The organism is Janthinobacterium sp. SUN128 (assembly GCF_030587275.1).
Lineage (GTDB): Bacteria > Pseudomonadota > Gammaproteobacteria > Burkholderiales > Burkholderiaceae_D > Janthinobacterium > Janthinobacterium lividum.
Genome location: NZ_JAPWHY010000001.1, coordinates 156,489 through 175,604 on the forward strand (window position 1 = coordinate 156,489; position 19,116 = coordinate 175,604).

The 19,116-nt window shown below is 59.4% G+C and carries 23 protein-coding genes; 12 read left to right on the top strand and 11 right to left on the bottom strand.

The window, feature by feature from the left end; translation table 11 throughout:
* Position 1 precedes the first annotated feature (1 nt).
* Positions 2-592 carry a TetR/AcrR family transcriptional regulator gene (locus tag O3297_RS00815; RefSeq protein ID WP_034786618.1) on the top strand — a complete coding sequence of 197 codons (591 nt, stop codon included), beginning with the start codon at positions 2-4 and terminating at the stop codon, positions 590-592.
* Positions 585-1,418 (top strand): NmrA family NAD(P)-binding protein, encoded by an 834-nt coding sequence (locus tag O3297_RS00820; protein ID WP_305047486.1) that lies wholly within the window; start codon positions 585-587, stop codon positions 1,416-1,418. The genes O3297_RS00815 and O3297_RS00820 overlap by 8 nt, the downstream gene beginning before the upstream one ends.
* Before the next feature lie 1,063 nt (positions 1,419-2,481).
* Here the strand turns inward: O3297_RS00820 and O3297_RS00825 are convergent.
* The gene (locus O3297_RS00825) at positions 2,482-2,631 is read right to left on the bottom strand and encodes a hypothetical protein (RefSeq protein WP_225317232.1); all 150 of its coding nucleotides are present in this window, start codon (positions 2,629-2,631) and stop codon (positions 2,482-2,484) included.
* A gap of 8 nt (positions 2,632-2,639) precedes the next feature.
* Positions 2,640-2,966: a DUF4265 domain-containing protein gene (locus O3297_RS00830; RefSeq protein ID WP_305047487.1), complete on the bottom strand. Its 327-nt coding sequence runs from the start codon at positions 2,964-2,966 to the stop codon at positions 2,640-2,642.
* A gap of 77 nt (positions 2,967-3,043) precedes the next feature.
* On the opposite strand from O3297_RS00830, the gene O3297_RS00835 reads away from it, so the two are divergent.
* The 8 genes from O3297_RS00835 to O3297_RS00870 all read left to right on the top strand — a co-directional run bounded on the left by O3297_RS00835 (position 3,044) and on the right by O3297_RS00870 (position 8,095).
* Complete coding sequence (locus O3297_RS00835; protein WP_305047488.1) at positions 3,044-3,736, top strand: DUF4274 domain-containing protein; 693 nt, start codon at positions 3,044-3,046, stop codon at positions 3,734-3,736.
* A 331-nt stretch (positions 3,737-4,067) separates the two neighbouring features.
* Positions 4,068-4,460, top strand: a complete 393-nt coding sequence (locus tag O3297_RS00840) for a GFA family protein (RefSeq protein WP_305047489.1) — start codon at positions 4,068-4,070, stop codon at positions 4,458-4,460.
* A 432-nt stretch (positions 4,461-4,892) separates the two neighbouring features.
* Positions 4,893-5,432 carry a hypothetical protein gene (locus tag O3297_RS00845; RefSeq protein WP_305047490.1) on the top strand — a complete coding sequence of 180 codons (540 nt, stop codon included), beginning with the start codon at positions 4,893-4,895 and terminating at the stop codon, positions 5,430-5,432.
* A gap of 257 nt (positions 5,433-5,689) precedes the next feature.
* A complete protein-coding gene (locus tag O3297_RS00850; RefSeq protein WP_305047491.1) occupies positions 5,690-6,151 on the top strand; it encodes a GNAT family N-acetyltransferase in 462 nt (153 codons plus the stop codon).
* A gap of 152 nt (positions 6,152-6,303) precedes the next feature.
* Positions 6,304-6,711, top strand: a complete 408-nt coding sequence (locus tag O3297_RS00855) for a GNAT family N-acetyltransferase (protein WP_176382495.1) — start codon at positions 6,304-6,306, stop codon at positions 6,709-6,711.
* Between the two features lie 29 nt (positions 6,712-6,740).
* The gene (locus O3297_RS00860; RefSeq protein WP_305047492.1) at positions 6,741-7,199 is read left to right on the top strand and encodes a hypothetical protein; all 459 of its coding nucleotides are present in this window, start codon (positions 6,741-6,743) and stop codon (positions 7,197-7,199) included.
* Positions 7,200-7,336: 137 nt separating this feature from the next.
* Positions 7,337-7,537 (top strand): DUF3079 domain-containing protein, encoded by a 201-nt coding sequence (locus tag O3297_RS00865; protein ID WP_070255230.1) that lies wholly within the window; start codon positions 7,337-7,339, stop codon positions 7,535-7,537.
* Between the two features lie 63 nt (positions 7,538-7,600).
* Positions 7,601-8,095 (top strand): prolyl-tRNA synthetase associated domain-containing protein, encoded by a 495-nt coding sequence (locus tag O3297_RS00870; RefSeq protein WP_305047493.1) that lies wholly within the window; start codon positions 7,601-7,603, stop codon positions 8,093-8,095.
* A 10-nt stretch (positions 8,096-8,105) separates the two neighbouring features.
* Here O3297_RS00870 and O3297_RS00875 read toward each other — a convergent pair whose 3' ends face one another.
* Positions 8,106-9,251: an MFS transporter gene (locus O3297_RS00875; protein WP_305049578.1), complete on the bottom strand. Its 1,146-nt coding sequence runs from the start codon at positions 9,249-9,251 to the stop codon at positions 8,106-8,108.
* A gap of 245 nt (positions 9,252-9,496) precedes the next feature.
* Here O3297_RS00875 and O3297_RS00880 point away from each other — a divergent pair, with 245 nt between their 5' ends.
* Positions 9,497-10,105 carry a TetR/AcrR family transcriptional regulator gene (locus O3297_RS00880; RefSeq protein ID WP_306508422.1) on the top strand — a complete coding sequence of 203 codons (609 nt, stop codon included), beginning with the start codon at positions 9,497-9,499 and terminating at the stop codon, positions 10,103-10,105.
* Here the strand turns inward: O3297_RS00880 and O3297_RS00885 are convergent.
* Together O3297_RS00885 and O3297_RS00890 are read right to left on the bottom strand one after the other, a co-directional pair.
* Positions 10,102-10,572, bottom strand: a complete 471-nt coding sequence (locus tag O3297_RS00885; RefSeq protein ID WP_305047494.1) for a GNAT family N-acetyltransferase — start codon at positions 10,570-10,572, stop codon at positions 10,102-10,104. The genes O3297_RS00880 and O3297_RS00885 overlap by 4 nt on opposite strands.
* A 49-nt stretch (positions 10,573-10,621) precedes the next feature.
* Positions 10,622-11,281 (bottom strand): hypothetical protein, encoded by a 660-nt coding sequence (locus tag O3297_RS00890; RefSeq protein WP_305047495.1) that lies wholly within the window; start codon positions 11,279-11,281, stop codon positions 10,622-10,624.
* Positions 11,282-11,446: 165 nt separating this feature from the next.
* Here O3297_RS00890 and O3297_RS00895 point away from each other — a divergent pair, with 165 nt between their 5' ends.
* Positions 11,447-12,103, top strand: a complete 657-nt coding sequence (locus O3297_RS00895) for a tetratricopeptide repeat protein (protein WP_305047496.1) — start codon at positions 11,447-11,449, stop codon at positions 12,101-12,103.
* A 124-nt stretch (positions 12,104-12,227) separates the two neighbouring features.
* Here O3297_RS00895 and O3297_RS00900 read toward each other — a convergent pair whose 3' ends face one another.
* The 6 genes from O3297_RS00900 to O3297_RS00925 all read right to left on the bottom strand — a co-directional run bounded on the left by O3297_RS00900 (position 12,228) and on the right by O3297_RS00925 (position 19,104).
* Complete coding sequence (locus tag O3297_RS00900; RefSeq protein ID WP_305047497.1) at positions 12,228-13,196, bottom strand: ribonuclease Z; 969 nt, start codon at positions 13,194-13,196, stop codon at positions 12,228-12,230.
* 46 nt (positions 13,197-13,242) lie between these two features.
* On the bottom strand, positions 13,243-14,715 hold the full coding sequence (locus O3297_RS00905) for an amidohydrolase family protein (RefSeq protein WP_305047498.1): 1,473 nt from the start codon (positions 14,713-14,715) through the stop codon (positions 13,243-13,245).
* Between the two features lie 182 nt (positions 14,716-14,897).
* Positions 14,898-15,749 (bottom strand): formate dehydrogenase accessory sulfurtransferase FdhD, encoded by an 852-nt coding sequence (fdhD, locus tag O3297_RS00910; RefSeq protein WP_370385373.1) that lies wholly within the window; start codon positions 15,747-15,749, stop codon positions 14,898-14,900.
* A 15-nt stretch (positions 15,750-15,764) separates the two neighbouring features.
* Positions 15,765-16,685, bottom strand: a complete 921-nt coding sequence (locus O3297_RS00915; protein WP_070278533.1) for a bestrophin family protein — start codon at positions 16,683-16,685, stop codon at positions 15,765-15,767.
* Positions 16,686-16,712: 27 nt separating this feature from the next.
* On the bottom strand, positions 16,713-17,693 hold the full coding sequence (locus O3297_RS00920; protein ID WP_305047499.1) for a cytochrome d ubiquinol oxidase subunit II: 981 nt from the start codon (positions 17,691-17,693) through the stop codon (positions 16,713-16,715).
* Positions 17,694-17,706: 13 nt separating this feature from the next.
* Positions 17,707-19,104, bottom strand: a complete 1,398-nt coding sequence (locus O3297_RS00925) for a cytochrome ubiquinol oxidase subunit I (RefSeq protein ID WP_305047500.1) — start codon at positions 19,102-19,104, stop codon at positions 17,707-17,709.
* Between the last annotated feature and the right edge of the window lie 12 nt (positions 19,105-19,116).

The window sequence follows — 19,116 nt, forward strand, 5'->3', positions numbered from 1 at the left end:
CATGGCATCTGCTTACGAACGTCGAAAGGATCCCGAAGCGGTGCGTCGTGCCTTGCTCAATTGTGCAGCGTTGATCGCTGGTAGCGAGGGTCTCGCTGCCGTGACAGTTGCAGGTGTGTCGGCAGCTGCAGGCGTGACCAAGGGCGCGCTCTTCCACCATTTCGCTAATAAACAGGCGATGGTCGATGCGATGGTCAATGAGCTGATGCAGGAGTTGGACGCGGCGCTTGACGACTTGATCGCCGCCGATCAGGTGCCGCGCGGCAGCTTTACCCGCGCCTATGTTCACGCCGCACTCTCTATGGATGACGACACCACGCGCATTTGGTCTGCTCTTTTTAGTTCGCTGACTGCGGAGACGTTGATGGCAGCCCAATGGCACGCCTGGCTGGCGCAACGATTGCGCCGCCATGCTGACACCGACGCCGGAGAACTTCTAGAGGTCGTCAGACTGGCGGCCGATGGCGCTTGGTTTACTTCGCTGAGCGTTGGCGCTTCGGCAAGGGTTCTGGACCTGCCAGCGATCAGAGCGCGTTTGATAGCCATGACTTTTTTAACCACCGCAACACCATCAGGAGAGCATCATGTCTGACAGTCCAATTCTCGTCATCGGCGCCACCGGTAAGACCGGCAGCCGCGTCGCCGCCAATCTCAGGCAACGAGGGTTCGCCGTCCGCGCCGTTTCGCGCAAATCGGCCGTGCGCTTCGACTGGGACGATGCCTCGACCTGGCAACCGGCGCTGCAGGGCGTACGCGCTGTGTACATCGTGCACCCCGGTTTGGGCTTTGACGGCGCGACTGAGCAAGTGGGAGATTTCGCCCGTGCCGCCGCTGCTGCCGGCGTGAAAAAGACTGTGCTGGCTTCGACTCCGGACGACGGTAGCGAGTTTTCACAGGCCATGCGCGCTGCAGAGCATCATATCGTCAGCGCCGGCTTAAACCTGACCAGTCTGCGTCTGCGCTGGTTTTTCCAGAATTTCAGCGAGGATTTTCTGCTCCAGTCCGTACGCTCGGGCGAGCTGCGTTTGCCAGCAGGGTCCGGAAAGGAAGCGTTTGTCGATGCGGATGACATCGCTGAAGTGGCGGTCGCCGCTTTGACGGATGATCGCCACAACGGCTGCAAGTATGATCTGACTGGCCCTGGCCTGCTGAGCTTTGCAGAGGTGGCGCAGGAAATTACCTCGGGGGCGCAACACCCTCTCTCGTATGTGCCGGTCGATCCTGCTACCTACGTCGCCGAGCAAATCGCGCAACAGGTGCCGGAGGAGTGGGCCTACTCTTTCAGCGTTCTCTATCAGGACATCGCTAACAATAAGCTGGCGCAAGTCTCGGGTGACGTCGAGGCTGTGCTTGGCAAGCCGGCGCGCGATTTTTCCACTTTTGTTTCTGCGATGGGGAAGGCTGGAGTCTGGAAGTGATCCGGCCTGCTTCATAGTGTTAACGCCTAGGTGATTCCGTAATGGCTCCCCCAGTCGCTACGTTTCATGCGCAGTACCATCCAAGCCAGTGGCACGCATCCATGCGTGTGCCAGCTTGGTGTCATTGCGCTTCTGGTACGCAAAGGCTTTTTTATATCGATGTTTGTGCGTAGGTGGACGCTGCCGCTGCGCGGCAGCCCCGCGCGCCGTGGGCGCGCGCTCGTGCTTCCAATCAGTTGTTCGACTGAGCCAACTGTTACAGAACCCCACGCCTCAGTCCGTGTCTGAACGCCAAACCTGACCCTCGCGTCAGTGCGCGTGGTGTGTCCTGGCCAAGGGATTTGCAGGGGAAGTGGGAGAGTCTCCCTTACAATAACAGGTGTTTTGCCCCCATGCTTCCTTACGTTCTTGTCAGCATGATTTTTGCTTGTTAATAGTTAATTTTTTACTTTTTCAATAACTTGATTAAAGAAAATATTTACTCAAAAATGGAAATTTAAGTTATCTTTAAGACAAAAAAGGAGACATTTTTCTCTTTTATTGATGAGGCAAAAATGCACGTTAACAACCTTGATGAACCCATATTTGCTATTGCAGCCAACCAAAATTATGACTGTTTAAGGCATGACGGTCTAACAGCGCAAAAAGTCGATGTCGGAGTCATTTTTCAAGAAATGCTAGGCACAGCGACTGCGGCCGCCTACTTGGCGAAAAACAACGTTCCTATGCACATAGCGCTCCGGGTCTTGACGCAAACCCATCGCAAGGCTACGACATGAGGGGATGGCTGTTGTTGCTGAGTCGCTAACGTACGAAAAAAAGCTGTCATTTTGTTGTCATTCCCAGGCTAAAAACCGCAAAAACACCCCAAAGAATGACAGCCTTCTTCTAGCTGCCTAGTTGATTCTAAAATTCAGTGGTGGAGCCGTCTGGGACCGAACTTGCCTCGCCAAGTGGCCCAGGCGCTATAAACCTTTTCTACGGTTTTGGTGTTGGTATGAGGTAGCCTTTGATGACGTGCTGGACCAAGGCTTGCGGCGCCTCGTTAAGGCAGTCAGTAAACTTACATATCCACCCACCAGTTGAGTAGGGTTTCATCATTGTCGTCATCGAGGTTGGCGTAGATATTGGCGAAGTACCATTCCACGCCCGTTGCTTCGCGGAAGGCGTCGAAGGGACTGTTGACGTTGTAAATGCCGTGGTGGCCTGACACGCTGAAGGTCAGATTTGGCCGTCCATTGTGCCGCCAAGCTGCTTTTGCACGTCGTACTCGAGCTGGTCGACTGCGGACTGGCTCACGGCGTCGGCATCGTAGATCTGGATGCAGAAGTTGCCGCCGCGCTTTAATACTAGTGCAGGGGAGAGCGGGTCGGCGATGTTTACGATGTCGCCGCGCGCCAGGTTCAGGGCCAAGCCGGGTGACGCCAGCAGTTCGAAGACGTGCTCGTCAATCTGGCGCGCCGGCAGAGTTTCGTACGTGGGGCCGTCGGTGTCTTCGTCTGCCAGTACGCGGATGTGTGGCATGCCTTTACAATTGATGTTTTCCATTAACTCTTTCATATTGCTGGTACGCTGTGGTGCGAGTCGCGCCAGCTAAATAGATACGACAATATTGTGCAGGCTGCATGAGGAACGACATTTCTTTTCCATTTGTCGCATTCACTCATCCTGAAGTTTTGTCAAACCGTCTACTCCAAGGAATGCAAATTTTAACAAAACTGAAAAAAGCGCTGGGACTTACACAGCCGAACGGCTCGGATGCCGAGCAAGATATCCTAATCCTGGCCCTGAAAGGAAAATGTGCCGGCGACACTTATTACCACAACATGGATCAGTCGGTTTTTGACAGCGCTATGGAAGGTAACGAGGAGGAAGATTTTTATCACTTCTATGTTCGGCAGAGAACGATAGGTATTCAAGCGTTCAAAAAAGAAGTAGAAAACGATCTCTCGACTCTGTCTGGATGTCAGCTTCATGCCATCGTCCAGCATCATAATTATGATAGTGGCATATGGTTTATAACGCAGGTCATAGCGCAAGCAAAGTGTGAATTTGCTACAGCGCTGTGCATCTACTGGGCCAATCAGCCGGGCGATCACTATGCGCGATACGAGACACTCGATCTTGCTTGCGAGGACATCCATGCTCTATCCCATGCGAATGCCGTGTTGCTCAATAAAATCGAATACAAGACAAAGCTAGGAATATTTGCACAGATCCTTCCCATTCCCGACGTTGCTTGTTTCCTGGATCGCAAGCCAGATTATTCAGTGAAACCATTGATAAATATTCCAGTTGAACTCCGTGTACACTGGTGAAGAATAAAGCTTGGGCTACAGGCTGGGCTTATGGGGCCAGCCCGCTCAGAATCCTCCCCTTGCTTTTTTGACTCCAGTGCACGCTCATCATCAACACCAGCACGATCTCCCGGCCTGTTCCAACAGCAGGAGAGATCCACTGCTACCGTTCGCAAACTTCTAATCAGTTTTCGATTGAACAAGCTTTCACAGCAATCAACGCATCAGTCTGTGCCTGAATGGCAGAGCTGCCCCTTCCTCGCTTCGGTCCTGAAAAATTCCACCATATGTAACTTGCCTGTCCAAAAGTACTGTGTAAAAATACAGTGTCAACTTTCAAAAAGGACATCTCATGATCAGAGGCAGTTGCTGCTGTGGCTCAGTAAAGTTTGAATTGGCGTCGCCCCCGGGCATGATGGGCATGTGTCACTGTTCTCGTTGTCGGAAGGCCGGCGCGAGTGCCTTGGCCTTCGTTGATAAAAATTCATTTACCTTGCTGGAGGGGCGAGAATTTATTCAGCGATATGAGCCAGAGGCCCCCTTTAAATATGCAAGAACTTTTTGTAAAAACTGCGGGACTTCTTTGGGGGAAATTGGCTCAGAAAATGATTCGTTTCCGATATCAGTTAACTGCCTGGATGATGACCCTGAGGTCAGCATGCAATTTCATGTTTATGTAGGATCCAAGCCCGCATGGTATGAAATTTGTGATAGTGCAAAACAGTTTCAGGAAAGTCCTGCATAATAAAAAAGCCAGTCATTTGACTGGCTTTTTTATCGCACAAAATGTTGGGCAATGAATTAAGAAGATGCAGTTTCTTGGCTATGCAAGGAATTGATTTAGTTTCCCCACGGATCAGTATACGGATCGCCTGAACGGCAAGATTCGCGTGTTTGCTCCAATTTGTAAGAGGTCGACTGCCCCCAGAGGACAATGGTTCTTCCATTGCAATTGAATTGTCCTTCGCCCACTTGCTCGCTGTAGCTGGCATCGGAATAGTATGCGTATGAAATGGAGTACGCAGCTGCCGCATAAGCATAGGCTGAAAAAGCTAATAATCCTACGGAAAACGTTGCAAAAATCGACTTTTTAAATGGCATTGTAAACCCTTTTAAATTGATGCGGTCAATGTTCTAGTGTGAAACGAAGTCCTGATAAGTGTATGACTTTTCAGAAATGCAAATCGATACTGCCCAAATGAAATATTTGTGTCAATTATTATTCTTTGGCCATTTTTTGCATCCGCGGCTCAAAATAAGCGGTGTCACTCAGGAGTTTCCTGGAATAACTGTGACGTGTTGTGGACCCTTGGCGATTGGCACAAACACTTCCCATTTATGTTGTATCGTGGGCTTTACAGTCTTGGCGCAGCTCACCGCAACATTTGATCCAGACAGACCACGGCTCTTCGGAACCCATTCCACACGCAACGATATCGCGCATTTCGTCACCAGAATCTTCCGGTTCGGCTCCAAGACCCGCCACCGTGTTCCGTTTTTGGAATTCTCTGCTGCCATGAACTTTACTGCAGCATCCCTGATCTCAAACAAGCCATGTATGTCACCGCGTGTCCTGTCCTCGTCAAGCGTGGTCGCGCGCGCCGATGAGACGCCAGCAACAAGAAAAACGGCGGCGACAAAGGAAGCGTACATGCGTCTATTCAAACGTAACGGTGCCAACATATTTACAATCCTTGCCAAGTCTGTTCGATATTAGATAGAGATATGGAAGCTTCCATATTTCCAGTGCGTGCATTGTCACACAAGCTGCCGACAGCTTGTTCGTTTGCTGGCAGGATTGCCTCACGCATGTTGACTCTGCCTTCACACCCTTGCGAATGCAGGAAGGATGGAACTGCCCCGTCTACAGTCAACAATCCCGGCTCCAGCGTTTTTGTTCTCCACTGGTGAGTGCGTAGTTTTCGTGGCACGATGAGAAGTTCATCGGGTTCTCATTAAACTGACAAGACGCACATGGCTTTTACTTTTCACCCGCTCTCCGATATTGCCAATGAAGAATGGCTCGTTCTGTTGAATCACCCGGACGTCATCCGCCACATGCCGCTCGCCACCAAAAGCTGGGATGAGCACGCTGTGATGGAATGGGCGAAAGGCAAGGACGCGCAGTGGCAAGCAAATGGCTATGGGCCGTGGGCTATCCGGATTGATGGCGCGTTTGCCGGCTGGGGCGGTTTTCAGAAGGAAGGGAGCGAAGCTGACTTGGCACTGGTATTGCTCCCCGCGTTCTGGGGACATGGTCCTGCACTGGTTCGCCGGTTCATGCACCTCCGGCTGGAACTGGGTATTGGCCCGGTCAGTATCCTGCTGCCGCCCAGCCGCACTCGCGTCAGGGGGCTTGCAAGAATCGGCTTCGCATTGGATTGCGAAGTGGAGTATGAAGGACAATGTTTTTTAAAGTTCCGGGCAATTGACTGAAATACAGGTGCGTGGCGGGGACGGGAACAGCCTTCATCTCCCGCAACTGCCATACTATGAATACGCCGACATGAGCGATACTTGTCGAAACAGGCTGCGGCCATATCATGGCTACGGCACGCCCAAGCGCGCTTACCTCCACCTCTGAAACCATGAAAAACATTACCGTAGAATATCGTCACAATTTTCCCCTTGATCCGGTCGATGTCGTCCGTGTTTTCGATCAGTCCGGAATCAAGCGCCCCACCGCCAATCTCCCGAGAATCGCGCGCATGTTCGCCACGCCTTGTCTCTTGCTGTCGGCGTGGGTGGATGGGGAGCTGGTAGGATTGGCCCGGTCGTTGACCGACTATGCCTATTGCTGCTATCTGTCGGACCTGGCCGTCAACAAGGATTACCAGGGCCTGGGAATCGGCAAGGAACTTGTCAAGCGCACCCAGGCCATCATCGGCGAGGAAGTGTCGTTGATACTGCTCTCCGCGCCGGATGCGATGTCCTATTATCCGACGCTCGGTTTTGAGCCTGCCGGCAATGCCTACGTCATTCGGCGCAAACATTGAGCGACCGTTTTTAACAATTCCCGCACCTGATGAAACCCGTCTATACCCTCGCCGAAGCCCTGGCAAAAGATCCCGGCCGCGTCGCCAAAACCCAGGCCCTCACCCTCGACAGTGCCAGGCCCCACATGGGCCTGAAAGGCAGGCACGGCCTGTTCGCTTCCGAAGCCTGGTGGGAAAGCATCGAGGCCCAACGCCTCCCGACGCAAACCTTGACGGGCAGCATCGAACACACCTATTTCGCGGGCCAGGACAGCCGCCGTGGCGATCAGGTTAACAGCTTCACCTTGCGCCTGGCGGATGGCTCGGCAGTGGACGAGAGCATCTACATGAACGACAAACAGGACATCAAGCTGTTCGTGCCTGGCGCCATGGTGACGATGGTCTACGTGCTCGATGAGCTCAAGGCACAGCCAGCCGCCGACGGCGGTGTCAATGCGGCGCGTATCGTGCTGGAAGTGGCCATCTCCGTCAGAAAAGATAAAGAGTAGGGGACGGCGCCATGCAGATGCTCCACTATCTGCATAAGGTTGATATTGGACAAGTTTTTAGCTGAAATTGGTTTGACCGCCCACCGCGCCAGGTCTAGAGTCATCAACAAGACCCAACCGACCCCGGCGCCCACACCATGGCCAAGCCTTTTCCCTTGAACCCCAAGAATCCCGAACGCATCTGCTGGGGCTGCGACAAGTATTGTCCGCCGGACGCCATGCGCTGCGGCAATGGTTCCGAGCGCACGCAGCATCCGATCGAGCTGTTTGGCGAGGGCTGGAATGACTGGGGGTTGGCGGCGGCCGACAAGGCCGACAAGGACGAGAACCCGCCCTGACGGCAGCGCAGCACGCGGCGCGCCGCTACAATCTCTTCATCGCGTCCGAGCTGAGGAGTCTCCATGCAAGAAACCCTGTCCCGCTGGCTGGCAAGCAGCGCCGGCGATTACACCCTGGCCGAACACCTGGCCGTACACACCATCGACGAGGCGCTGATCCACGTGCCAGCCATGCCCGGCCTGATGGTGAAGAATCTGTTCTTGCGCGATGAAAAGGGCCGGCGGCATTTTCTCGTCATCGTGCCTTTCGACAAGCGCATCGACCTGGCGGCGCTGGGGCGGCTGTTGCCGGCCAGTAAGCTGAGCATGGCCTCGCCTGAACGCCTGCTCCAGCATCTGGGCATCACGCCCGGCTCCGTCAGCCTGTTTGCCTTGCTGCATGACAGTGCGCAGGCGGTGGAACTGGTGCTGGACCAGGCCGTATGGGAAGCCGGTTCTGTGCAAGCCCATCCCTTGCGCAATACGGCCACGGTGGCGCTGTCGCATGCCACCCTGGTCGATTTCCTCGCCCATACTGGACACGTACCCCGCATTCTGAGCGTGCCGGCAGCTGATTAAACGCGTTGTATCAATGCCCGGCCACGGACGCGCCGCCGCTGCGCCGTCCCGGCCGGAAACCGTGCGCGCGGGCCGACCAGGCGGCGAGGAGCGCCAGTACCAGCAAGCTGACCATGGCCCACGGGAAGGCGTCCGCGCCCCACGTTTCCAGAAGGGCGCCGCCGACCACGCCCGCGGCCGCAATCGCGCCATTCCACGCCACGACGTTCATCGACAAGGCCACGTCGGCGCCACTGCCTGCCGTGTCGGCCAGCGCCGTCTGCAACAGCGTTGCCGCGCCGCCAAAGGACAAGCCCCAGACAGCCATGCCCAGGTAGATGACAGCGGGAATGTGCGATGCGACGCCCAGCACGAGGGACGTCGCGGCGAACACGGCCAGGCTGGCCAGCACGGTGGCGCGCAAGTGGCGCTCGACCAGCTTGCCCGTGATCCAGATGCCAGCCATGGCGGCGGCGCCGAAGACGAGCAGCACCAGGTCGACCCGCTCCGTCAATCCGGCCGGCGCCACGAATGGGGCGATGTAGGTGTAGAGAATATTGTGTGCCAGCATCCAGGCGATGACGACAGCCAGCACGGGGCGCACGCCCGGCGTCGTGAAGACGCGGCGCAAGGGCAGGCGCTCATGGACGGACTGGCCCGGGTAGTCCGGCACCTTCGCCAGCACCCAGGCGATGAGGATCAATGTCAGTGTGGAAATGATCCAGAACGCGGCACGCCAGCCGACGAGCGAACCGAGCAATGTGCCCAGCGGCACGCCCAGGGACAGGGCGACCGGTGCGCCCACCATGGCCAGCGCCAAGGCGCGGCCTTGCTGGTGTGGCGCCACCATGCGCCGCGCATAGCCGGCCAGCAAGCTCCACGCCAGTCCGGCCGCCATGCCGGCAAAGAAGCGGGCCGCCAGGGTCAGCCAGTAGTGCGACGACAGGGCCGTGACGGTATTGAACACGAGAAAGCCGATGATGGTCAGCAACAGCACGTTGCGGCGGCGCCAGCCGCGCGTGGCGATGGTGAGCGGAATGGCTGCCAGCAGGGAGCCGAGGGCATAGGCCGTGACCATTTGCCCGGCCAGCGCGGCGCTGATGCCGAGTCCAGAGCTGATCTGCGGCAGCAAGCCGGCGGGCAAGGTTTCCGTGACGATGCAGATAAAACCCGTCATGGCCAGGGCCAGCAGGCCGGCGACGGGGAGGCGGTCGGCCAGCGCGGGGCTGGTTCCGGTGGTGATAGTGGCGAGATTCACGGCAAACATCATTGTAAAGAGATCAGGCGCAGGAGCGCCCCTGACCGTCGTTGCGGTACATATGTATCGATCGGTATAAATATAGGTGATGACGTGCCGCGTTGTCAACGACTTCTGTATCGAGTAGTATGTAAGTAAATGAGGAGGAGCGAAGGATGGCGCAAATGGGACGGCCGCGCACGTTCGACCGGCAGGCAGCGGTCGAGCAGGCCATGTTTTTATTCTGGCAGCAGGGGTATGAATCGACGTCCTTGAGCCAGCTCAAGGCGAGCCTGGGCGGCGGCATTTCCGCGCCCAGTTTTTATGCGGCGTTCGGTTCGAAGGAAGCGCTGTTCCGCGAAGCGGCACAATGCTATCTGGACACGTTTGCCCGCGTGACGGAGTGCCTGTGGGATGATAGCCTGGCGCCGCGCGCCGCCATCGAGCTGGCCTTGCGCCAGTCGGCCAGCATGCAGTCCGAGCCGGGACATCCGCCCGGCTGCATGGTGGCGCTCGGCTGCATGAGCGCGCCGACGGCCGAACACGCGGCCGTGGCCGCGCCCCTCACGCAATCGCGCGCCCGCACGCGCGCCGGCTTCGTGCGCTGCGTCGAGCGGGGCATGGCCAGCGGCGACCTGCCTGGTGATATGGATGCCGTGGCGCTGGCGTCCGTCTTCGACAGCTTTCTGTCGGGCGTGGCTATCCAGGCCCGCGATGGCGTGGGCTACGCCGTGTTTGACTCTGCCATCACGCAAATCATGCGCGTGTGGGATGCCAACCGCTTGGCAGCCTAGGCCGTAAAGCGGAACTCCAGCACATCGTCGCCATACTTGTCCGTCTCGCCCGTCGCGGTCCAGCCCAGGTAGCGGTAAAAACCGTAGGAGCGCGAGGCGGGGTCGTTGGAGCAGCCGAGGAACAGCCGTTGGTGGCCTTGCGCGCGCAGTTCCGTCATCACCAATTCCAGCAAGGTCTTGCCGATACCTAAGCCTTCGAATTCCGGCAGCAGGGCCAGGACGATGATTTCGCCTGTGTCGCGCTCGCCAAAGCAGTAGCCGACCAGCTGGCCGTCGTGATGGCAGACCTGGCCAGGCAGGCTGCCCGAGCGCATCATTTCGGCCCAGGAGTCGGCCGTGATGCCCACTTCCGCCAGGCGTTCCGCGGGAATGGCATTTTGCCGCGTCTTGCCGCGCAAGTCGATGAAGGCGGGGGTGTCTTCCGCCTTGGCGGAATGGAAAGTAATCGATGTTGGGTGTGTCGTCATGTATTTGCTCGATGGTGTGGGATGAATGGCGGGCAGGGCAGGATAAAAATCATTCCCAGGGTTTGCGCATGATTTTCGCGTGACGCTGCCAGTCAACTACTTTTGTATTTTCGATGGCCTGCTGGCCGGGGTTGCTGCTATCGATGATTTCATCCTTGACGATGATCAAGTCGTTTTTGTCATTCAGACGATATTCCCGATAACGCTCGCAATCCTGTTCGCGCCGCGCGGTGGCGATTAATGTGTCAGCCCGCCACGCATAGCTGTCTTCATAAAAGCATTGCGCCGCGCAGCCGCAATTGGCGATGCCGCCTTCGATTCTTTGATCGTTCATGCCGATATCCAGATTTGGAATGGCTGATAATGGCTTGTTGAAACTGTATTGCTTCGACGGCGCATCCCATAGCCATACATCGGAACAGCGGATGCGCCCCTGGCTATCCGTATAGCCGGTGACCCACAGGTCGGCATGGCCGTCGAAATTCATGTCCAGCAGCAGCGCGTGCAAATTGCCCGTGCCGCTGCTGCTGCAACTGCCATTGAGCCACTGTTTCCCGACTTTCAGCTGATACGTCTGTTTTTCATCGTGATTCGCATAACGGATATCGGCCGCTTGCCACACTTTGCCTGTTACTGCTTTGTCCAGGTGCAAGGTGCCGCAATAAGCCGAGGTGGAAATCAGGGATAAAAGCAGAGCAATCAATTTCATGGCGATATTCGTGGACGGGCGTTGGGGCACAATACCCCGATTGCATCAGGCGGAGAGTGATCATACTGCAGGATTTGGGCAGTGCGCCACACCATTCCCTATCGTGCATTCTGCGCGGAACAGTGCTGTGTACAATGCCAAAAAATCCATGAACAAGGAATTCTTATGACATCCTCTCCCGAATCTTTGAATGAAGCAGGCATCCTCGCTTATAACGACGTCAATTACGCCGAGGCATTCAAGCAATTCGATGCGGCCGCGCGCACCGGCGATCCGGCCGGCCAGCATTTATTGGCCAGCCTGTATTACCAGGGCCATGGCGTGACGCAAGATTTGCCGAAAGCGGTGGAATTGTTTACTGCGGCAGCGCAGGCGGGTTTTCCGCCGTCGCTGGCCAATCTGGCCCTGATGTATGCGAGCGGCGATGGCGTCGCGCAAGACATGGCGCAATCGCTCGCGTATGGCCGCCAGGCAGCCGAGGCGGGCGATGGCCAGTCGCAATTCAACCTGGCGCAGGCTTACCGCAAGGGCGATGGCGTACCGCAAGACTATGCCGAAGCGGCGTTCTGGTACAAGCAGGCGGCCGAAGCCGGTTCCCTGTCGGCGCAGAATGAATATGGCTTGCTGTACGCGCAAGGGCAGGGCGTGGAGCTCGACTACGTGCAGGCGTATGCGTGGATCGCCATGCCGGCCGAGGCAGGCAGCGTGCAATCGATCAAGAACCGCGACCAGTTGCTGGAAATCCTCACGCCGTCACAGCAGCAGGCGGCGCGCGCGCTGGCTGCCGAGTATGCGGCGCAGTATGGCGTCAATCCCCACTAAAGTAACACCTAACAAAACCTACTGCGCGTCGTAATTTGCGGTCTGCGATGCTCACTGTACCTTCGTACAGTTGCGCTTCTCAACCACAACTTACTTCCGCTCGCTACGGTTTTGTTAGGCGTTGTTATTGGGATTTCCCAGGTAGTTTGCTCAGCACGCCGGCCGCGTCGAGTTCATAGCTGTCGAAATCGCGCGCCAGGAACAGTTCACCTGAATAATGCAGCCGGGCTTCCGCTTCCAGCTCGGCCATGCCGTCCGCATTGTGGTAGCGGGCGCTGAAGTGGGTGAGGATCAGGTTCGGCAGGCGCACCGTTTCGGCGAACTGCGCCACGCGCTGCACGGAACTGTGCGTGGGGCCGGGCCCCACTTTCTGCAGCATCGCTTCCGTATAGGTGGCTTCATGCACGAGCAGTTGCGCATCCGCGCAAGCGTCGGCCAGCAAGGCCGGCGTGTCGTTGTCGCCGCCGATCACCACCGTGGCGCGCTGCGTTTCCACCTGGCGGAAAGCGGCGGCGTTCAGTACCGTGCCATCGTCGAGCAGCGCATCCTGGCCAGCTTGCAAGAGTCCCCACGCGGGGCCGGGCGGCACGCCCGCTGCCTGCAGGGCCGCCTTGTCCAGCTTCCACCTGCTCGTTTCCAGCGCGAAACGATAACCGACGCTCGGTGCGCGGTGCGACAGCGCATGGCGCGAAACGGTCAAGCCCGCTTCCTCGTAGACCACTGGCGCGCTGTCCACGTCGATGTGGATCAGCGGATATGTCAGGAACAGTTCCGTGTGTAGCAGGGTGGCGTCGATCCAGGCCTTGATGGCGGCCGGGGCGATCAGCAGCAAGGGCTTCTTGCGCCCCGTCATCGAGGCGCTGGCCAGCAAGCCCGGCAGCCCGTAGCTGTGGTCGCCATGCACGTGGGTGATGCAGATGCCCACCAGGTCGTGCACGGACAGGGGCAGGCGCTGCAGCCGGTGCTGCGTGGCTTCGCCGCAATCGATCATCCACCAGTCGCGGTTGTGCGTGGTTTGCAGGGCCAGCGACGTGACGTTGCGGTGGCGCGTGGGCACGCCGGAAGACGTGCCGAGAAAAGTCAGTTTGAACATGGGCGCATTATGCGGCAAGCCACCGCCGTTGCCAACGCGCCCGCCTTCAGCCTGCCAATGGCGCGCGCAATTTGTCCTTGTAGATGCGGCCGTTCTTCATGATCAGCAGCAGGCTTTCTTCCGGCCGGGCGAGGAAATCGAGATTTTTCGCAGGGTCGCCATCGGCCACCAGCAAGTCGGCCAGCGCGCCCGCGGCCAGGCGGCCCAAAGTGCCCGGGTAGGGCGAGCGCTGGCCGGACAGGGCCAGCAGTTCGCCATTTTGCCCCGTCGCCTGCGCCAGCAAGGTCAGGGGATCGTAAAAGCGCGTGAGTTTCGCCAGCTGGCGGCCTTGCGTGGGCGTGTTTTTCGCGTTGAACAGGATATCCGTGCCCCAGCCCGTCCTGATGCCGTACTTTTGCGCCAGCGCATATGCCTTCACCGTGCCCTCCGAGACAATGGCCTGGCTGGCCTTGCGCGCCGCATCGGGATACACATTCGCATCCGCGTCTTGCAGGAAAGGCTGCAGGCTCCACCATGTGCCCGTGTCGCGCATCATGCGCACGGAGTCGTCGTCCGCCAGCTGGCCATGCTCGATGCTGCGCACGCCTGCGCGGATGGCCCGCTGTATGCCTTTCGGCGTGTAGACGTGGGTCATCACATACGTGCCCCAGTCGGCGGCCGCTTCCACGCCGGCGCGCAGTTCGCGTTCCGAATATTGCGTGCTGTCGAGCGGGTCGTACATCGAAGCGACGCCGCCGCCAGCCATCATCTTGATTTGCGTCGCGCCCAGCATCAATTGTTCGCGCACGCGGCGCAGCACTTCCGCCTCGCCATCGGCGATCATGGCCATGCCCGCCGTTTCCGCCATGCCCAGCGGGGCATTCGCCGCACGCGGGATGTCGGAACGCAAACGGAAGTCGCCATGGCCCGAGGTTTGCGAAATCATGGCGCCCGAAGGAAAGATGCGGGGGCCGTCGACGATGCCTTCATCGATGGCGCGTTTCAATGCAAAGGCGGGGCCGCCAGGATCGCGCACGGATGTAAAGCCCCGCAGCAGGGTGCGCTGCGCTTCCTGCGCCGCCACCAGGTACAGATAGCCGACGTCGGACGTCATGGCCGTCACCTGGTTGATGGCGGCGAGCATGGTGTGCCAGTGGGCGTCGATCAGGCCCGGCATCACCAGCTTGCCCTGGCAATCGATCACTTGCGCGCCGTCCACCTTTTCGCCGGCCGGCAGCAGGGCCGTAATGGTCGGGCCTGTCACCAGCACGTGGATGCCGGAACGGGGCGCCTTGCCCGTGCCGTCGAACAGGCGCAGATTGGTCAGCAGCAGGGGGCGCTGGGGCGTTTGCGGCTGCTGGGCGATGGCGTTGCCGGTGGACAGGCCGAGGCCGACGAAGGGCGCCAGCATGGCGGCCGCGCCGCCGAGAAACTGCCGGCGCCGCATGTCCGCCATCACCCGCTGGTGCAGGATGGTGAAGACGGTGCCGCCGCAATCGCAGGCGCGCGGCTTCAAGCCGCCCGTTTGCCATGTATCCATCAGATGCTGCTCTTGTGCCTGGGCCATCGACGCCATCCTTTCATCGTTGCCGCGCCGTGTGCTGGCAAGCGGACAAAGTTAATTAATGGAAACAATGACCATTGAAAACCCGCAGCGTCGGCAAGTCAAGCGTGCACTTGCTTTACAGCAAAGAATGCAGCATCTGCCGTTAAAGGTACATGCTAAGGTGCATGCTGGCCGCTATCTTCCCCGTCACCGGCCGTGTAGTCGACAAAGCCGTCGCGGCGGCAAAAGCTGGCCAGCTGCATGCCGGCCTGGCGCGCGATGCGGATGGCCAGCGAGGTGGGTGCCGAGATGGTGGCGACGAGCCCGATATGCATGCGCGCCGACTTGCGCACCAGTTCATAGCTGGCGCGGCTGGAGAGGAAGACGAAGCCGTCGTGCATGGCGATGCGGTGCAGGGCCAGGTAGCCGATCAGCTTGTCCAGGCCGTTATGCCGGCCCACATCCTCGAACACTTTCACGATGGCGCCTTCGGCCGTGCACCAGGCGGCCGCGTGCACGCCGCCCGTCTTGTGCATCAATTCCTGGTAGGGCAGCAGTTCGCGCGCGGCGCGGCCGAGGATGGCGCTGCTGGCGACCAGCGGCGGCAGCGGACGCGTGATCTTTTCCGGCACCAGGTCCAGCAGGGCCAGACTTTCGATGCCGCACACGCCGCAACCGGTGCGCCCGGTCAGCGCGCGGCGGCGGGCCTTGAGCTTGATCAAATCCGGCTGCGCGATGGTCAGCCGCACTTCCGCGCTATCCTCGCCGCAACACACATCGAGGTCGTAGATGTCGCGCACGCTGCCGACGATACCTTCGGTCAAGGTAAAGCCGACGGCGAATTCCTCCAGGTCGCGCGGCGTGGCCATCATCACCGCGTGGGCGATGCCGTTGTAGACGAGGGCCACGGGATACTCCTCGGCCACCATGTCGCGGCCCGCCGTGGCCACGTCCCCCTGGTGGCGCACCATGGGGACGTCCAGGTAACCGTCGCGTTCGATGGTGGTGATGCCGATATCGCATTCCATGATTTTTTCCTCCGGTTAATTGATCTGATAGCGCGGGCAGGGCCGTATCGACGGTGGCAGCGGGTCGCCATGCAATTCCAGCAGCGAGCGTTCCGTTTCCCGCGTCATAGCGTTCAGGGCCAGGCAGTTGGGCGCCAGGCCGAACGGTTCGGCGATCTGCTGCGCGATGGCTTCCAGCGCAAACAGGGTGTAGGCGACAAAGACGGAAATGAGGGGCGTGGCCACGCCGATGGCGTCCACCAGGCCCAGCGGCAGTAAAAAACAGTACATGTAGACGGTGCGGTGCACCAGCACGCCGTACGGATATGGAATCGGCGTGTTCTTGATGCGCTCGCAACCGGCCACGGTGGCGGCCAGGTCGTTGAGCTGGGTGTCTAGCATCCACAGCAGCTGCGCCTGGCCCGGCTGGCGCTGCACGGCGTCATGCAGCATGGCGCGCACCGTGTGCAGCACGGCGACGGGCTTGAAGGCGATGCCCTGCAAGCGCTGCACTTCCTCGGCCGGCAGGTAGCGCGCCAGGTCTTCCTGCGGGTCCGTCTGGCGCAGCTGGTGCTTGAGCGCGTAGACGAAGGCGATCAGCCGGTTCATCAGCAACTCATGGTCGAGCCCGCTCGTCTCCCGTGGCAGATACGTGATCGCTTGCGAAGCCAGGGCGCGCGCGGCGATCAGCAATTGCCCCCAGATATGCCGCGCCTCGACAAAGCGCGCATAGCTGGCGTTATTGCGAAAGCCGAGAAAGATCGCCAGGCTGATGCCGACCATGGGAAACGGCGCCGTATCGAGCGGAATCTTGACGCCGAAGATACGGCCATCCGTCAGCAGGGCCAGGGAACTGACGACCAGCATCAGCAGCAATTGCGGGATGATGGCTTGCAGCACCGAGCCATCCCAGACGAACAGCATGCGAAACCAGTTGGTGGTGGGGCGGATAATCATGATGGAATGCGCATGCCGTGATGCCGGTTAATGTTTCCGGGGCACGACTTTGCCCTCGAAGACGTAGTATTGGAACAGGTTGTAGCCGATCATGATTGGCAGCATGGAACCCATGCCGATCAGCATGAAGATCAAGGTCGGCTCATCGGATGCGGCCGCCGCGATGCTCAGCTTGCCCGGCACGAGGTCGGGGAAAAAGCTGATGGCCAGGCCCGCGAACGAGGCCAGGAACAGCACGATGGCGCCGCGGAACGGTCCGCGCACGCCGTTCACATGCACGGCCCACAGGATGTAGATGAAGGCGCTGGCGGCGATGGCGGCCAGGGCCAGCAGCACGCCGAACACGCCCGGCTGCGCCCAGCGGTCGTGGCCGATGGCGCTGAAGACCATGGTGCCGGCCGACAGCACGATGGCGGCCGCGACAGTTGCCAGCACGCTGGCCGTGGCATAGCGGCGCGCCGCCGCTTCCAGCTGGCCGCCCGTCTTCTTGATCAGGTAAGTGCTACCCAGGAGGCAATAACCGGCCACCACGCCCAGCGCCGTGCAGGCCGTGAAAATACCGCTTAGCCAGCCCGGCTGCAAGCCCGTGATGACCTCGCCCAGCACCACGCCTTGCGCCACGGCGGCCAGCAGGCTGCCCACGCCGAAGACCACGTCCCACAGGCGCTTGTTGCCGGCCGCATGGCGGAACTCGATCGAGGCGCCGCGCATGATCAGGCTGGCGATCAGCAGCATGATGGGAATATACAGCTGTTCCAGCAAGGTGGCATAGGCGCTGGGAAAGGCGCCGAACAGGGCGCCGCCCACCACTACCAGCCAGGTTTCGTTGGCGTCCCACACGTGGGCGATGGACTGGAAGATCAGGTTGCGTTCCTGCTCGCGGCGGGTGAGCAGGCTGAGGATGCCCACGCCCAGGTCGAAGCCGTCCGTGACCACGTAAAAGATCAGCATCAGGCCGATCAAGCCGAACCAGGCATTGCCCAGCATGGCATGCGAATTCATATCCATTACACACTCCTCGTCAGATAGCGGCGCATTTCAATACCCCCGCGGCATGGGCGGCGTCCGGCAGCGGCAGCGCCACGTCCGGGCCTTGTTGCAGCCATTTCTTGGCAAACACAAAGAAGGTGACGAACAGCACGATGTAAAACACGAAGAACATCAGCATGCTGCCGGCCACAGCGTGTGCCGCCACGTCGGAGACGGCGTCGCGCGTGCGCAGCAAGCCATACACGACCCACGGCTGGCGTCCCACTTCGCGCACGATCCAGCCGCACTCGACGGCGATATACGGCAGCGGTATCGTCAGCACCCAGGCCAGCAGCAGTGTGCGCTTGCGCACGAACTCTTCCACGCGCCCGCCTACCTTGCGCCAGGCCATGAAGGTCCAGAACGACAGCAGCACGAACCACATGCCGATGCCGGCCATGGTGCGGAAGGCGTAGTACAGCAACGGCAGCATGGGCGGCTGGTCTTCGCGGGCGATGTCGGCCAGGCCCGTGATCTTGCCCGTGGCGCTATGCGTGGCAATCACGCTGAGCATGCCGGGCACTTCGATGGACCAGTCATTCTTTTGCTCCGCCTGGTTAGGCCAGGCCAGCAGGGACCAGGCCGCACCCTCGCCATCAGGATTCGTGTGCCAGTGGCCTTCGATGGCCGCGCCCTTGGCTGGCTGGGTCTTGAAGACGTCGACGCCGCTCGAATCGCCGAGCCAGACTTGCAAGGGTGCGATGACCAGCAGCAACATCAGCGCCAGCTTGAACGAGCGGGCGAAGAAGGCCGGTTCGCGGCGCTTGAACATATACCAGGCGGAAATGCCGGCGATGACGAACAAGCCCGTTTCCACGGCGGCCACCCACATGTGGCCCACGGCCCAGGCCATGTCGGGATTGAAGATGGCAGCCACGTAATCGGTGACGATGATCTTGCCGTCGACCACGCGCACGCCGGCCGGCGTCTGCATCCAGGAATTGGCGACCATGATCCAGAACGAGGAAATGCTCGACCCGAGCGCCACCATGCCGGTGGCAAACAGGTGCACGCCCTTCGGTACGCGGCCCCAGCCGAACATCATGATGCCGATGAAGCCCGCTTCCAGCATGAAGGCCATGGCGCCCTCGAAGCCGAGGATGTTGCCGATGAACTGGCCGGAATGGTGCGAAAACGGCGCCCAGTTGGTGCCGAACTGGAATTCCAGGGGAATCCCGCTGACGACGCCGACGGCAAAGTTCAGCACCAGCAGCTTGCTCCAGAAGCGCGCGTGACGGTAGTAGACGGGGTCGCTGGTGCGCAGCCACAGCGCCTCGACAACAAACAGGAACAGCGACAGGCTGATCGTCAATATGGGCCACAGGATGTGGAAGATGGCCGTCATCGCAAATTGCGCGCGCGACAGGTCCAGGGTATCGAAACCGAACATGGCGTTCTCCTG

What these genes read in the sequence shown, in the direction of transcription:
- O3297_RS00815 (WP_034786618.1), top strand. Translation starts at nt 2, where the DNA reads ATGGCATCTGCTTACGAACGTCGAAAGGATCCCGAAGCGGTGCGTCGT.
- O3297_RS00820 (WP_305047486.1), top strand. Translation starts at nt 585, where the DNA reads ATGTCTGACAGTCCAATTCTCGTCATCGGCGCCACCGGTAAGACCGGC.
- O3297_RS00830 (WP_305047487.1), bottom strand. Translation starts at nt 2,966, where the DNA reads ATGGAAAACATCAATTGTAAAGGCATGCCACACATCCGCGTACTGGCA.
- O3297_RS00835 (WP_305047488.1), top strand. Translation starts at nt 3,044, where the DNA reads ATGAGGAACGACATTTCTTTTCCATTTGTCGCATTCACTCATCCTGAA.
- O3297_RS00840 (WP_305047489.1), top strand. Translation starts at nt 4,068, where the DNA reads ATGATCAGAGGCAGTTGCTGCTGTGGCTCAGTAAAGTTTGAATTGGCG.
- O3297_RS00845 (WP_305047490.1), top strand. Translation starts at nt 4,893, where the DNA reads ATGCAAATCGATACTGCCCAAATGAAATATTTGTGTCAATTATTATTC.
- O3297_RS00850 (WP_305047491.1), top strand. Translation starts at nt 5,690, where the DNA reads ATGGCTTTTACTTTTCACCCGCTCTCCGATATTGCCAATGAAGAATGG.
- O3297_RS00855 (WP_176382495.1), top strand. Translation starts at nt 6,304, where the DNA reads ATGAAAAACATTACCGTAGAATATCGTCACAATTTTCCCCTTGATCCG.
- O3297_RS00860 (WP_305047492.1), top strand. Translation starts at nt 6,741, where the DNA reads ATGAAACCCGTCTATACCCTCGCCGAAGCCCTGGCAAAAGATCCCGGC.
- O3297_RS00865 (WP_070255230.1), top strand. Translation starts at nt 7,337, where the DNA reads ATGGCCAAGCCTTTTCCCTTGAACCCCAAGAATCCCGAACGCATCTGC.
- O3297_RS00870 (WP_305047493.1), top strand. Translation starts at nt 7,601, where the DNA reads ATGCAAGAAACCCTGTCCCGCTGGCTGGCAAGCAGCGCCGGCGATTAC.
- O3297_RS00875 (WP_305049578.1), bottom strand. Translation starts at nt 9,251, where the DNA reads ATGACGGGTTTTATCTGCATCGTCACGGAAACCTTGCCCGCCGGCTTG.
- O3297_RS00880 (WP_306508422.1), top strand. Translation starts at nt 9,497, where the DNA reads ATGGGACGGCCGCGCACGTTCGACCGGCAGGCAGCGGTCGAGCAGGCC.
- O3297_RS00885 (WP_305047494.1), bottom strand. Translation starts at nt 10,572, where the DNA reads ATGACGACACACCCAACATCGATTACTTTCCATTCCGCCAAGGCGGAA.
- O3297_RS00890 (WP_305047495.1), bottom strand. Translation starts at nt 11,281, where the DNA reads ATGAAATTGATTGCTCTGCTTTTATCCCTGATTTCCACCTCGGCTTAT.
- O3297_RS00895 (WP_305047496.1), top strand. Translation starts at nt 11,447, where the DNA reads ATGACATCCTCTCCCGAATCTTTGAATGAAGCAGGCATCCTCGCTTAT.
- O3297_RS00900 (WP_305047497.1), bottom strand. Translation starts at nt 13,196, where the DNA reads ATGTTCAAACTGACTTTTCTCGGCACGTCTTCCGGCGTGCCCACGCGC.
- O3297_RS00905 (WP_305047498.1), bottom strand. Translation starts at nt 14,715, where the DNA reads ATGGATACATGGCAAACGGGCGGCTTGAAGCCGCGCGCCTGCGATTGC.
- fdhD (WP_370385373.1), bottom strand. Translation starts at nt 15,749, where the DNA reads ATGGAATGCGATATCGGCATCACCACCATCGAACGCGACGGTTACCTG.
- O3297_RS00915 (WP_070278533.1), bottom strand. Translation starts at nt 16,685, where the DNA reads ATGATTATCCGCCCCACCACCAACTGGTTTCGCATGCTGTTCGTCTGG.
- O3297_RS00920 (WP_305047499.1), bottom strand. Translation starts at nt 17,693, where the DNA reads ATGGATATGAATTCGCATGCCATGCTGGGCAATGCCTGGTTCGGCTTG.
- O3297_RS00925 (WP_305047500.1), bottom strand. Translation starts at nt 19,104, where the DNA reads ATGTTCGGTTTCGATACCCTGGACCTGTCGCGCGCGCAATTTGCGATG.